Annotated in this window: 16 protein-coding genes; 3 read left to right on the forward strand and 13 right to left on the reverse strand. The window is 59.0% G+C overall.

Going from position 1 to position 13061, the window contains the following annotated elements; all coding sequences use genetic code 11:
• Positions 1 to 61: 61 nt before the first annotated feature.
• From OF122_RS18145 to OF122_RS18175, 7 genes are all read right to left on the reverse strand, one after another.
• Positions 62 to 2500 (reverse strand): DNA-directed RNA polymerase, encoded by a 2439-nt coding sequence (locus OF122_RS18145; protein WP_264225583.1) that lies wholly within the window; start codon positions 2498 to 2500, stop codon positions 62 to 64.
• Between the two features lie 292 nt (positions 2501 to 2792).
• Positions 2793 to 4151 (reverse strand): tyrosine-type recombinase/integrase, encoded by a 1359-nt coding sequence (locus OF122_RS18150; protein ID WP_264225584.1) that lies wholly within the window; start codon positions 4149 to 4151, stop codon positions 2793 to 2795.
• Positions 4152 to 4290: 139 nt separating this feature from the next.
• A complete protein-coding gene (locus OF122_RS18155; RefSeq protein ID WP_264225585.1) occupies positions 4291 to 5379 on the reverse strand; it encodes a tyrosine-type recombinase/integrase in 1089 nt (362 codons plus the stop codon).
• Complete coding sequence (locus OF122_RS18160) at positions 5376 to 5564, reverse strand: hypothetical protein (protein WP_264225586.1); 189 nt, start codon at positions 5562 to 5564, stop codon at positions 5376 to 5378. Before OF122_RS18160 ends, OF122_RS18155 begins: the two co-directional genes overlap by 4 nt.
• Before the next feature lie 124 nt (positions 5565 to 5688).
• On the reverse strand, positions 5689 to 6147 hold the full coding sequence (locus tag OF122_RS18165; protein ID WP_264225587.1) for a hypothetical protein: 459 nt from the start codon (positions 6145 to 6147) through the stop codon (positions 5689 to 5691).
• A gap of 55 nt (positions 6148 to 6202) precedes the next feature.
• Positions 6203 to 6631, reverse strand: coding sequence for a hypothetical protein (locus tag OF122_RS18170; RefSeq protein WP_264225588.1), 429 nt, complete (start codon positions 6629 to 6631; stop codon positions 6203 to 6205).
• Positions 6618 to 6875: a hypothetical protein gene (locus tag OF122_RS18175; protein WP_264225589.1), complete on the reverse strand. Its 258-nt coding sequence runs from the start codon at positions 6873 to 6875 to the stop codon at positions 6618 to 6620. Before OF122_RS18175 ends, OF122_RS18170 begins: the two co-directional genes overlap by 14 nt.
• A 122-nt stretch (positions 6876 to 6997) precedes the next feature.
• Between OF122_RS18175 and OF122_RS18180 the strand changes: the two genes are divergently transcribed.
• From OF122_RS18180 to OF122_RS18190, 3 genes are read left to right on the forward strand one after another with little or no spacing between them, the layout of a single operon-like run.
• Positions 6998 to 7165 carry a hypothetical protein gene (locus OF122_RS18180; protein WP_264225590.1) on the forward strand — a complete coding sequence of 56 codons (168 nt, stop codon included), beginning with the start codon at positions 6998 to 7000 and terminating at the stop codon, positions 7163 to 7165.
• Positions 7143 to 7442 (forward strand): hypothetical protein, encoded by a 300-nt coding sequence (locus OF122_RS18185; protein WP_264225591.1) that lies wholly within the window; start codon positions 7143 to 7145, stop codon positions 7440 to 7442. The genes OF122_RS18180 and OF122_RS18185 overlap by 23 nt, the downstream gene beginning before the upstream one ends.
• Before the next feature lie 44 nt (positions 7443 to 7486).
• Positions 7487 to 7678 carry a hypothetical protein gene (locus OF122_RS18190; RefSeq protein ID WP_264225592.1) on the forward strand — a complete coding sequence of 64 codons (192 nt, stop codon included), beginning with the start codon at positions 7487 to 7489 and terminating at the stop codon, positions 7676 to 7678.
• Between the two features lie 164 nt (positions 7679 to 7842).
• Here OF122_RS18190 and OF122_RS18195 read toward each other — a convergent pair whose 3' ends face one another.
• The 6 genes from OF122_RS18195 to OF122_RS18220 form a co-directional block, all read right to left on the reverse strand.
• Positions 7843 to 9693 (reverse strand): hypothetical protein, encoded by a 1851-nt coding sequence (locus tag OF122_RS18195; protein ID WP_264225593.1) that lies wholly within the window; start codon positions 9691 to 9693, stop codon positions 7843 to 7845.
• Positions 9686 to 9898, reverse strand: a complete 213-nt coding sequence (locus tag OF122_RS18200; RefSeq protein WP_264225594.1) for a hypothetical protein — start codon at positions 9896 to 9898, stop codon at positions 9686 to 9688. The genes OF122_RS18195 and OF122_RS18200 overlap by 8 nt, the downstream gene beginning before the upstream one ends.
• Positions 9899 to 9961: 63 nt before the next feature.
• The gene (locus OF122_RS18205; RefSeq protein ID WP_264225595.1) at positions 9962 to 11302 is read right to left on the reverse strand and encodes a phage major capsid protein; all 1341 of its coding nucleotides are present in this window, start codon (positions 11300 to 11302) and stop codon (positions 9962 to 9964) included.
• A gap of 188 nt (positions 11303 to 11490) precedes the next feature.
• Positions 11491 to 11643 (reverse strand): hypothetical protein, encoded by a 153-nt coding sequence (locus OF122_RS18210; protein ID WP_264225596.1) that lies wholly within the window; start codon positions 11641 to 11643, stop codon positions 11491 to 11493.
• Positions 11644 to 11943: 300 nt separating this feature from the next.
• Complete coding sequence (locus OF122_RS18215) at positions 11944 to 12225, reverse strand: hypothetical protein (RefSeq protein WP_264225597.1); 282 nt, start codon at positions 12223 to 12225, stop codon at positions 11944 to 11946.
• Positions 12215 to 12898, reverse strand: coding sequence for a hypothetical protein (locus tag OF122_RS18220; RefSeq protein ID WP_264225598.1), 684 nt, complete (start codon positions 12896 to 12898; stop codon positions 12215 to 12217). Before OF122_RS18220 ends, OF122_RS18215 begins: the two co-directional genes overlap by 11 nt.
• Positions 12899 to 13061: the final 163 nt, after the last annotated feature.

The following is a 13061-nucleotide window of genomic DNA, read 5'->3' on the forward strand; positions in this document are numbered from 1 at the left end:
ACTTGTTGCGAACGGTTCTCGTTTATCCTTTGGGAGGGAGTTAGTGTGGCGAGTGGCCGGATCAGGCGAAGAAGTAGGACGCCTCGGTCACTTCCTCGATGTTGAGAGACCCCATGTCGGGCAGTGCAGGCCAAGCCGTTCCGGGCTCCCCCACCTCCATGCAGGCTTCGAGGAACTGCTCAAGGACCGGCCACCTGTACGTCTCCACGAAAGCGTGGCGAATGCACCGAGTAAGCGTCTCCATGTCCCCGGCGAGGGTTCCGTAAGCATCGTGGATGACGGTCATCGACCTCACACCCTCTCGTTTCATCAACGTTGCGCAAGTCATGAGTGCCGAGGCGTCCATCGAGTGGACGAAGTTGGGGGCGATACCTCGTGCTGCGGCCTTGGTGTCTAGCGTCGGCTGGTGCTCCCAGTTGGTGAGCTGAATACGTTGGCCGTCGATCCTCGTCTCGATCTTCTTCTGCTCACGTTCACCGTAAAAGTGTCGGACGACAAAGCCTGCGGGAGTCTTCCAGTAGATCGGCCTGCCCGACTGGGACGCAATCTTGGAGCATTGCTGAAGCCACTTCATGACCTCCCGCGCTTTCGACAGCTTCCTTTCCACTGCCGTCCACATCAGCCCCACCAGGAAGCCCAGTGCCGGATAGCGGTGCTCTTTGGGGATGACCTGGTGCTTGGGGTCCACCTTGTCGAGCCACTCCTTGGTGTATTCCCTGTATGCCTGCCGAGTTCCTCCATAGGGCAGGATCATCACAGGACGCTTCGTGACTTCGCGAGGCACCTTGCCGTTGAAGAGAGCCAGCCACATGTCAGCGTGTTGATCTCCCTGACGTTCCAGCAACATGTCCATCAGCTCCTCGGCCACCTCCATGTAGATGTCCCTAGGGCTGGCACCATTCACAAGGTTCACTGAGGTTCCGCCTATGTGGTCCCGAACCATGGCCGATAAGTGCTGGAGCCCGTTGCAGGTCCCATCGACCCGGACTGGAAGGTGGCTCACGAAGTCCGGACCCTCACGTAGATACCCCGCGTACTCAAGGACTGCCGCGAGGGCCTGCCACGCAGAGTCCCCATCGTCAGCATCGGCCCACCTTCGGTCGGACATCGGGTCCTTCGCGATGGACAACCACATGTCCTTGCGTTCGGTGACCCACGCCACGCGGTCCTCAAAGCTCTCCTTGTCGAGGCCGAATTGGTTGGCGAGGTGGATGGCAAGCCAAGTTCCCCCGTGTTCCCCAACTGGCTTTCCTTCGGAGAAGGTAAGGAGCCCTCGGTGCAGGTCATTACCTTGTGGGCTGAGGTCCGACACGATGGGATACATCCGGCTCCGGAAGTCGAGCATATGAGGAAACCAAAACTCTGGCTCTTGGTTCATCCTCTCTGCGGTGTTGAGGGTCCGTTGGGCCGCAAGGCACTGGGAGACACGCTTGGCGTTTCTGGTGTTGGTCTCTGAGGCATCTTCGCGCCATTCCTTCAGGGCAGCTTCGTCCTCAGTGTCAGGCCTAGGGTCTACCTTCTCTGGTTCCTTTCTTGGGAGCCCAGCGATGGCGAGGTCCTTCTCCCAGACCTCCTGTGCGACCTCCAGAACCCGCTCGTTGACTGCCCATCCGGTATCCTGAATGTAGTTCAGCGCCTCGTAGACTAAAGGCATATCGAGCGCGGTGTACTCATCGATTGCCTTCTGGCGCTGCTCCTCGTGTTGGGCCTTGAACCTGATGAGGAAGGGTGAGCGGGCGAAGGGGGTCCAGTATCCGCCATCCTTAGGTCCGTCCCAAGGCTTGGGCTTGATGACAGTCGGTAGGTATGCTGGCCAAAAGACGAGTTCATCATCCATGGCATTGCCCAGCCAAGTGATTATTTCCGGGTCTGCCTGAAGCTCCATCGGCCACGTTTTGTTGGCGCTAAAGCCACGGGGCTTCTGTTGCCCTTTCACAATGCGAAACCGCCCTGTGCCTTGGATCACACAGTCGATCATCTGCAGGCCAACCCGCCGCCTCTCCTCTTCGGTCCACGCCTGATAACCGATCCGTTCGGCAACGTGCTTGTTGAAGACCGTCACTCGGGAGCGCCTCATGTGGGCGGCGTTGGAGCCCCGAGTTTTGAAGATGTGGGTCATGGCTTTCCACGAGTCCTCATCCTCCTCCATCCAAAGGGCGGCTTGAGCTTCGTGCTCGATCCAAGTGCCGATCTCTAGGGCCATTCCCAAGACTAACCTCCGCTCGACCCCGAGCATCCTGAGGATTGCTCTCAAAGCGACCAGTGCTGAGGTTTCAGGTGGGACCTGCTTAAGCCGTGCCAGCGCAATGGGCTTCGTGCCTCTACGTGATGAGGCCAGTTCGATCCACTTCTCCAAGTTCTCCGCTACGGGTTCGATGAACTCCTTTAGGAGGGACCGATACGGACGGAGCCTCGTCATGTCCTTCTTCTCGTGGGCCTTGTTGACGCGGGACTGCATCCTGTTCCGTCCCTGCGCCAGCATCTCCTGTTCGATGTTCATCTGGTCCTCCCATCTGTCCTCCAGATAGGGACCTTCAAGTAGTCCATCAGTTGTTGGTGTCGGTGCGATTTGCGACATTGATCCTCCCAAGTAAAGGCTGGTGGATCGTGCAAATGGGCCGAATTAATTGTTGTTCAAGAGGGAGTTAGATCGTCGTGTGGCGCATTGAGAAGACGTGGGAGATTTGTGATCTGGAGCCTGACTAGGTAGCCAAAGACTTGGCGTGGACGCGTCGCCACAAATAAACCGAAGGCAGGTTGAGCGGGTGCCACAAACTTTTTTTCGTGTGTGACTAGCTTTTTGCCTCGTTTGGTAGCTGAACCGCTTCCACACACGCCTTGAGGGCGGCGATGGGCGACTTCCCTGGATAGGTCTTCATGGTCAACTCTAGAGGTCCAGCGTCCTTTGTCCCGTGTCCGACCAGCTCAGATAGGGTCCATGCCGTGAAACCCTGAGCCCCAGCATTGAGGGCGTCCCGTGCCTTGGCGTGAAACCACCTTCGGAAACTATGAAAGTCCACGTTGGATTGTCGCTTGCCGTTGGGCCGCTCATCGATACCGAGACCCCTTCGGTAGTGGCCGAAGGCCTTGCTTGCGGCCTGAGACCTAAGGTCCGTCTTTTCCAGTAGCTCAGCCTGGGGGTCTATCAGGTAGTCCAGCGCGTCCTTCCCCTCGGAGAGCCTTGCGACGGTTGCCTCCAGCGCCGAGTGTATGGGCACCCTACGGACTGCATTGACGGTCTTCCCTGCTCGGATACTGAAAATGCCGTTCGCAGTGTCTTGCACTCTGAGGAGATAGCACTCTTCGATCCTCATCCCACTGAGAGCGGCTATCGTCATGAGGTCCACCATGTGAGGACTGTTGGGGTTCCCGGTCAGAAGTCTCAAAACCTCGTCGTCGGTGAACGGGCGCTTACCCTCGTCAGGCTCTAGCACTGTGCCGCGTGGCGGTGGCTTTGCCTTGGGAAGCCGTCCCAGCCAAGGGGATGAGTTGCGAGGTCTATGTCCATGCTCTTCGAGCCAGACCCAATATCCCCGCACAAAGGAAAGATACTTGCTGGCCGCCTTCCTGCTCAGGCTCCGAGTGTTGACCATATACCTCATGAAGTCGCCAGCTACGGGCTGCGTAACTGAGTCGAGGGTGGGAGGCAGACGCTTCCGCATCATCCATTCCTCAAGCCAGCCCATGACCCTCTTGAGGTCAGACGCGGACTTTGGACGATATGCCGTGTCCTCAATGTAGGCATCGAGGTAGTCGTTGATGGGGATGGAAGTGCCCTGTGCCGCCGAGACAAAGGGCTTCGCCAAGTGGGTGCTCTCGCCCTTCGACAGTTCCTCGGCCCGGTGGATCATCTCATAGAGTAGGTCGTCCCGTTCTTCGGGGGCAGCTTGGGAGTACCGATTACGCAACACGCGAGCCTCCTCCCAGACCGTCGCGTCGGGTGAGACACTAGCAACTGCCTCGGCAATCATCCTCTTGAACCGCGAGACGTGCTCCCCCTTCAGGAGGTTCGCTGTCTTGAGGTTGCCCGTCCCTAGCGTCTGCCTCAGGTAGAGCTTGTTGTCGAAGAGATGGCGGACCTTCTCAGGTATTCTGACCCTCACGCGCCACTGGTTGTGGTGCATCTCTAAATATTTTTTGTCGTCTGCCAAGCCGTTGTGCCCCGTATTGTGCCCCACAAAGTAGGCGCTTACCCCTGTGTTTCAAGGTTTCCGGGCCTACTGGGGGCACTAGGCGTGCCGTCCCTCTCTCTCCGCCATTCCCATTATATTATTCAACATTTTCAACCTCTTAGCGGTCATTTTGTCTAACCTTTTTGGTTTGGTTAGACACGGTTGTTCCCTTTTTGCGCCCTCTTGAGAGTGCCCGCATCGCCTGCTTGGCCAGAACCTCTTGCTCAGCGGCGCGCGTGTAGCGTGCGACTTCCGCCTCTGTCTGGTGGCCAGTGATAGATTTGATCTGCTGGTTGGAGCAGCCAGCCTCAGCGAGTCGGCGTGCCGCCGCCTTACGCAGCCCATGAGCGCTGCACTGGGGCAAGCCCGCGTCGTCGCAGCACTCGCGAAACCAGTTGCCAAAGCCTGCCGCACTGAACGGCTTGCCCTGCGCTGTGGTGACGAATGTGAGGTTGGTCCGAGGCGTGGCGGCGATGATCGCCACCAGATCGGGGTGGATTGGTATCCACAGGCCCGCCCCAGTCTTTTGCTGGCGCACCTGAATTCGCCCCTTGCTCACATGCTGATGACCCATGCGGATGACGTCAGAGCGCCGCTGGCCCGTGTAGAGCAGCAGCGCCATGGCCAGGCGCGCCCTGGAGCCAGTCGCGTGCGCTGCCTCGAACCTCGAAATTTCGTCATCTGTCCAGGAGTGGAAGCCGTCGCCCTTGGCCTTGAAGCCGCGCACACCCAAGGCGGGATTGTCACGGCGCATGCCTTCCTCGATAGCGAATTTCATCAGAAGCTTGATACGCGCGAGCAGGCTGTTTGCCGCTCCCGGCCTGTCTGCCATACCGCCAATGATCGCCTTGATATGACGGCGCTCGATGAGGCGCACAGGCTTGGTGCCGTGCTGCTCACGGAAGCGGTCCAGTTGGTTTCGGTAGGTCGATTTGGTGCTGTCGGCCAGCCCCATGAATTCCGGAGCCGCGTAGTACCGCCGAATCAGGTCGGCAATGGTGCCGGGCTTGATCCGACCCTTGCCAACTTCGATCTTGGGTGCAGACTCGCCCCGGAGGCAAGCGTCATACTCCGCCTCGAATTCAGCGCTGCCAAATTCGGCCTGAATGTATCGAGCGGTTTGCCCTTTTTTGCGAAAGCGATAGCGCGGCTTGCCGTGCCGATCGACAAACCGCGTGACGTATTTGGGCAGGGCCGTGCGCTTCACGGCAGCACCTCATCCCAGGGGTTCTCATCCCTGTCGGCTTCGACTGGGCGAACAAAGGGACGAACCAAAATGCCGGTAGGTGTGATCACCACTTCGACCTGCTCCGGAGCAATGCCAGCCGCCGCGATACCCTTGTAAACGCGGGTGAGATCGGCCTGCTTGAATGTCTGCGCTGCTCTGGGCATGGATGGTCATCCTTGAAACTTTGCGGCGTCCGCCACCGGGTAGAGATTCCGACCATCAGGGCCCGGTGGCGGTTGCAACCCGTTCCGCCGCGCCGCGCGGCAGTCGTGCTCCCCTGATGGAATTCTAATTGATGGTGTCGAGTTTGGCCGTCACGCGATGCCAGATTGCCTCGGCGTCAACCACTGTCACGGCGTGGCCATTGGCGCTGGCGACGAACGCCCGCACGCGGTCAAAGTCGTTTGTGATGAGAAAGCCGCCATCGGCTGTCGCTGCCACATAGGTGGTGCCCGCCTTGAAGGGATGACCCACGTCTCGACCTTCGCCGCCAGCGTAGGCAAATGCCTTGGCGGCCAGAAACGCCGCCTCACGATGATCGCTGTGCATCAAGGCGCTGGCAACGGCCACGGCAAGCACAGTGTGTCCAGTGACGCGGCGTGTGCTGCCGGGCACGACTGTGGCAATGTCGCCATCACCAAAGGTTAGCTCTTTGCGCTGCGCCCAGCCGCGAATGGTGCCCACAAGCACTCCGGTCGCTTCTGCCACATCGGACAAAGCATATTTAGGGGTTCTGAGGTCGGTCATGATTCGTACCTAAAAGTTGTCGTTTAGGTTTATTACCTTGAATCCATGTTTTAGGTCAACTCGAAATCTTTGATCTTTCCCAGTCCGCGTAGGCCGTGGTGCCGGTTATATCGTCGGCCCTTAACGGCCCATCATCATCGCGGATGATCAGCGCATAGGCGTGGTCGGTATCGAGGTTGAACCGCCAGCGGCCTGGCTGGAGGCGCTCGAGTGCCTGTTGAGCATCAGCAAGCGCCTGCCGGGCTTCGCGTTCCGGATCGCCCACCGTGCGCAACTCCGACGCCTCATCGGGCGCGGCGGCGCCACGCACCCGCATTTCCCACTGGCCGGGCATGCGTCCCAGGGCTTCGGCCAGAGCGCGACTGTGGAATTCAATCCGCTCCTGGACGCCCATGGTCGAAGCGTGCGCCGGAAGTGCCAGAGCGGCAGGGGCGGCGGCGATGGCGATCAGCGCATTGCGGCGCGTAGGATCAAAAGAAGTCATGATCGACCTCCAGATCATCGGTGCTGCCCAGCGAAATCGAGCCGAACGCTCCAGCGATCCAGCCCAGGCTTGGTTCGTCATCGCCACCGGGCTCGCGGTCGGCGCACTCCAGGTCTGGATCGCCATCCATATCATCGAGCAGATCAATCAGATGCGCGATGAGGTTTTCAATATCGGTGCGGGAGTAATTTTGTGTCGGGACGTGCGCAGGCGCACGCCGCGTGATAGGCATCACGTTAGCCATTATCGATCCCCTTAAGATCGGTTGCGGTTAGAACTGGCGCAGGGCAGCCACCTTGCGCCAGTTCGATAATAAGGATATGCTTTATATCGGGATTGTCAATAACGCATATCGGGATATTTGTTTTGGCCAAGCCGCTGACTTACACGAACAAGGTGTTGATCGGCTTCACTGATGAGCAGATTGCATCTGTAGATGCTTGGCGTCGTGCCCAGTCCGATCTGCCGAACCGCTCTGAGGCGATCAGGCGTCTTGTCGAGAAAGCGCTCGATGGCGGACAAACCTCAAACTGAACCGACGCTTTCGGAGATCGACCTCGATGCGATTTCACCGGCAAGCCTGCGCGCCGAATTTAGGCGGGGGCGGTTGGAAATGGAGCGTGTGGGCCGAACCGACTTCACGACACTGCGCGCCATCAATGAAATGCGCAAAAAGTGCACAGTGCCTTCGCCCGTCCAGGAGCGCAGCGGCAATGCCACACCGTCCGAATCGGATGCCGAGCAAGCCCTTCACGCCGCCAGACTCCGGCTCGCGCGCGCAAAGCAACACGCCAAAGCGAAAGGCCGGTAACAGACATGCCGAAATGCCCGGACACCACCTGCAAGCGACGCGATGTGGCCCAGGACAAACTGTCAGATCACCAGCTACTGCGGATAGCGGAGGCGGATCGGCGCGCGATCACGCTTGTTGCCGGTCCTGCCTATCAGTGCACTTATTGCGGCGCGGTCTATACGCTCGATGACGCCTTACACGGCTGGCTCGATAGCGAAATGCTGGGGCAAGGTTGGCACCCGAAATCGAAGTGATGCAAACCCTGCACATGTGCAGGGTTTGGGGGCGTGATGGCGTATGAGGGGGTAACGGGGGTGCTCGCGCTTCTGGAGCGTGATGGCATCACGCAAAAAGGGCACCCTCATCAGGTGCCCCCATTGGCAAACCGGAAACTGATTCCGTTTAACAGTTGTGGATTTTAAGAAAGGCGCGGATTGAAGACCCCGCCAATGCGCTTTTGCTCGACCAGTTCGCGGCGCACCATGTTCTTGAACGCGCCCTCCAATTGCTGGATGTAATTGGCGTCTTTCTGCGAGTCGCCGGATGATCCATCGATTGCAAAGTTGAACGTGTTGTTGACCACACCACCGGCCCCGGTTTCGATCTTGGAGTTGGGGATCACTTGCGATCCGCGCGGAAGGTTCACAAGCTCGCGCCCTCGCTCACCCACCCAGGCCAGACCACCTGGAGCCGACCGCGTGCCGTTGGCAAAGCCGGGAACGGAAGGACCACCAAAGATCGAACTGAGAAAGCCGCCAGCCGGACCAGCAAATATGCCACCAATCAGCGTCTGGAAAAGGTTGTTGAGCGCGAGGCTGGCCAATTGTTTGAGCAACCCCGAGATCGCATCCCCAACACTTTTGGTGCCGTCGATCACGCTCATGAAGGCATTGGACACATTAGAAGCGATGCTGCTGGCGATGCTCTGCACGCCATTGCGCATGCTCTCCATACCATTGCCCAGGCCCTCCATGACGTTGACGCCAAGGCGGTGCATGACGCGCGAGGGGGAGTGGATATCTAGATCCCGCTCCGGTATTCCGGGAATCATGCCGACGACACCGGACCACCAGGCGGTAAACTCACCCCACTTGGCCTGCATACCTTCCCACAGGCCATCAATGATGTCACCGCCGATTGCGATCATTTGACCTGGGATGGCCGCAAAGATGCCGGGAAGCTCGGCCGCAAAGTTGATGATCGAATCTTTGACCTCGTGGACCTTGGTCACCATGCCATCCCACGCGGCCTCAAACGAAGCCCATGCGCCCGAGAGGAATTCCCCGATGACAGTGCCCAGTTGCTGAATTTCCGGCCAGAATGCCACGACTGCCCCGGTCAGGAGTCCTATACCAAGCACGGCCAGCGTCACCGGCCAGCCGATGGCGGCAATCGCACCAGCAAGTGTCCCCAGGACGATCAGGGTGGGACCGACAGCGGCGGCAATGCCCCCCGCGATGATGCTGAATTTAACCACCTCGGGATTCACTTCGGCAAAATGGCGCAGCAGCTCAGATATCTTGCTGACAAAGCTGGTCGCCCATTCGAGAATGCCGCTCGTGGCCAGTGCGATCCCAACAGACTTGAAAGCAGCGTCCAGTTCGCGCAGCCCATCGCGGTATTTGAGCAATCCCGATGCATCGCCATCTGAAATCACGGCAGCGCTTTCGCCCAACTCCCGAAACGCTTGCCCGTTGTCTCGCAGCAGCGGAATCAGGGCCGTGGCATCGCTTGCGATGGCCTCCATGTAGAATGTCATATCCGCGTGACTGAGATCGGCATCCTCGAGCGCATTGAAATAGGCTTGCAGCGCTTCGGGGCCGGAGAGATCGCGGAAGGCGTCCGCAGTGAGGCCGACCTGCGGCGCGATGTTTTCAAAAAAGTCTGCCAGGGGACCGGCACCCGTCTGGGTGAAATCACCGATCCGGTCGTTCATGTCTTTGTAGATGTCGGCAAGCTTGTCGCCCTCGACGCCCACTGATCGGGCAGCATGAGCGAGGCGCTGGAATTCTTCGAAACCGGCACCGGCCAGTTGGGCAGAGCGGTGCATTTCCTCGGCGTCCTGCGTGATGCCGTGGACTGCCGCGCCCATGGCTACACCCAAACCGACAAGCGGTGCGGTTACAGTCGCAGAGAGCGACCGCCCCATGGACTGCATTTGCTTGCCTGCGTTGGACAATCCCCGCCTGACACCCTCCAGGCCGCGCGTGAAATCTGCCGAATTGAGGCCCAGGTTAACCCGCAAGCTCCCGATAACTGCGCTACTCACGATGCATCCCCTTCGCCAAATCTTGAGCGACCATTTCGCCCAGCATTTTGATAAATCCGTCAGGATCGCCGTTCCGGTCAGAGATCGTGACAACTGCGGTCAATGCGGCGCGTGCCAGGTCGCGTTCTGAAATGCCCAGGGTGACACCCAAGGCCATGCTATGCGCCAGCAGATCGGTCGCGCGTTTGTCGATTTTCTTGCCCATGGCCATTCCTTTGTGTTTGTGAAGCTGCCCGCACAATCTGGCGGGCAGCTTTTGAATGGTGGATTAGGCCGGAAGGGTGAGGCCTGAGAGCTTGGTAAACGCCGCCTCATGTTCGGCTGCGATGTCTGCCCTGAGGTGGGCCACAAACGCATACTGGTGTTTGGTGGCGAACGCCTCGCGCAGCACCTCGATCTGGAGCTCAGACCGGATGCCTATCATCAGACGCGACCACTCCCCTGCAAGGATGATCGATTCATCTTCTCCGACACCCAAATTGGTGGGAACCTTGCTGGTAACAAGCATAGGCGTCCTGGCAATTGCAGGAGGCATGTTGATCGGCTGGCCGGTGGTATCGACCAGTTCGGCAAGCTGCCCATCGTCGCGTGGCGACATGATGTAGGCCGTCACGTCGCTGTTAACTGTGCGCAACGCCGTCCGGGCTTTGATCAGTGGCGCATAGCTGGTCAGCGGGCCACCCGCAAAAGCGTTCGATGTCAGGCCAGCAAAGTTCGCTACGCCGCGCGGTTCTGCGCCAGTGCCCGAACCGAACAGCGACACGCGGTCAATTTCCTGCGCCATTGCCGACGCAAGAATATCTGGCAGTATCAAACCGATATTGAGACTATCTTGCAGAAGCTCGCGGCTCACCGTGATCATGACTGCAAGGCTTTTCGGGGTAAATGTAACCCGAGTAAATGTCGGTTCAGTTTCGCTGACGGTGCTGTTTTCCAACCGCCAGGTTGGCACTGGATCGGTTGCGACCTTGGCGATGTGGTTCACGTTGGATTCGAGCGGAACGGTCAGTGCACCCGCCCGGAATACCGATGACGCGGCACGCATCCGGTCGATCCATTGTGCCGAAAGAGCCTCAGGAACCGTGTAACCGCCAGCGCTGTCACTGCCTTCGGCCAGCGCTCTGCGCTCAACATCTGTCTTGGCACCAAGAAACATCGAGCGGAGATAGCCGCCAGTGGTCAGGCCGCGAAGATCCTTTTCTTCGTCATAATCAAACCCACGCTTTTCGCGGAGATATTTGCCAAAAGACTGGCCGCTGCGCAGAGCGGGAACCGTGTCGGCGTCAGCGGCCTCTACATCTGAAAAGCCATTGTCGATACCGTAGGCCTCACCATCACCTGCGTTCGGTCGCAAGCGGGCGCGCCGCTCATCCTCGTCGCGGTCGAGAAATCCGGAGCGATAGCTGCCCTCGACGCGCTCGGCCATGCCGGTGCGTTCATGGCGGCGAATTTGCGCATCAATATCATCGAATTCCGACATGAGAGCGTCGTGCCGCTTCTCCAGTTCGGAGGCTCGCTTCTCATCGGTGTTGCTCTGGATTTCAGAAAGCGCCTTGCGTGCCTTGGCGACGATCTGGCTGCGCTTCTCGCGCAGTTCGGTCATATTCATTGGATTACCCCAAAGTTGGCCGCTGTCCATAAGGGGAGCGGCTGCTCATTGGGCTTCAAGGCTTCATGCTTGAGCTTTACTCCCGGAGCATTCCAACTGCGGCGCTCTACGGGGTACTCCCGCCACTGGCGGGGTAGGCACTGACCAGATCAGTGTGGTTTAACACTGACCCGTCCAGAGTGAGTCTGTCAACGCGAGCCGTTCCGCCCAACCCGGTTTTCCCGAATTTTCAGATCGAGGCTCATTTTCATCCGCAACCGGATCGCCGCCGCCTCGAAGTTCTTTCGACGCTCGACCTTTGCCGGGCCGGTTTCCGCGCGGCTCCGCTTTCGGTTACCCATGCCGCACCTCACTCGGATTGTGCTGGCAAAAATAATTCCCACTTCCAGCAAGTTTGGAGGCTGCGATCTGGCGCGTTCTGGGTAGCAGCGGAAACGACGCCAATAACCCATTGCAAACACTTATATTTTTTCCGCACCCCACTGTTGGCAACATATCCCGGAGCGGCATAACCTGTTGTTCCGCCGCATTATTCTTTGCCAAACCCGAAATCTCAGGCCATCGGCAAAAAAAATCCGCGCGTGACGGGGATGCGCCGGTGGAGGTGGTGGCCCTCTCCAAAGTTTGACCCTCCCCCTGCATCATGACAGCACCGATCCGCGCCGCACTGGATCGTCGCATCCATCGGTGCTTTCGCCTGATTGTTCCAGCCTCTCTCTCGCCTTGCCCAGCAGTTCAACTGGCACCGTGACCGCAGAGTGCTGGAGCATCCATCGGCGCTCCCGGCCATCAGCTTCGGTCATCAGTTCCAAGCATGCGGCAGCAAAGGCGCGGTGCTTGCGCGTCAGGATGGAGACATACTCCTTCCCATCCTCGCCCTGGAAACGCTGGGACAGGGCACCATGGTGGGGCTTATGCAGCATGGCCACCTCCCGATAGCTGGGTTGCGCCCGAGCGTGGCCATCGCTTCCTTTCCAGAGCCCTTTGCAAGCTCTCCTGCGGCACAGCGCTAGAGATAGAATATGACTGGTTTTCCGTGGTGGGACGCAAATGTCCCCCAGTGCGATGCGTCGGCTTTGGCCCCATCTTGATCCAGGCCACCCATTCTTTGGCCACCACCTCAACGATGTTCGATAGGTTCTTGCGGCCCTTCACTGGCCGCTGCACCACCTTCACCCAGCCCAATTCAGCCAACCGCCACTGGGCGCGCTTTGCTGTCTTGCGGCACATGCCGCCCCGAGCGGCGATCTCATCGAGCGTCAGCCGACAATCCCCGGAACGCTTGACCTCATCATAGACAATTCGGGCATAAGCCATTTGGCTGGTCGTCAGCATACTGGCCATGCTGGGAGGCATGGGCCAGGTCGCTGCCAATGTCCGACGCCTGCGAATGGAGCGCTCGCGGTCGGGCGACCGTTGAGGGCGGGGACGGGCAAACCGGCTTCCGTATCGCGCAATGGGCCGCGTGGGCTGTGCCCGTGCGGGACGGCTGGCGATGTCGCCGGAGAGATAGCCTTGCACCAACTCAGGATTGCGCATCGGCTTTTGAAGCGTGCGCAGCAGGCTTTCAGAAACTGGGACTGCTGCGGCGCTCATGGCGACACGCGCACAGCCGGGTTAGCCATACCCCAAAAAAGCGCTTTGATTTCAATAGGGGGACAAGGGGTGGTTAGACGCGCCAAGCCATTGGCGGAAAAGGACAAGGGCAGGCCCTCTCTCTCCGCCATTAACTATCTATATGCCTAACGATTTGAAATAG

Source organism: Pelagibacterium flavum, assembly GCF_025854335.1.
Classification (GTDB): Bacteria; Pseudomonadota; Alphaproteobacteria; order Rhizobiales; family Devosiaceae; genus Pelagibacterium; species Pelagibacterium flavum.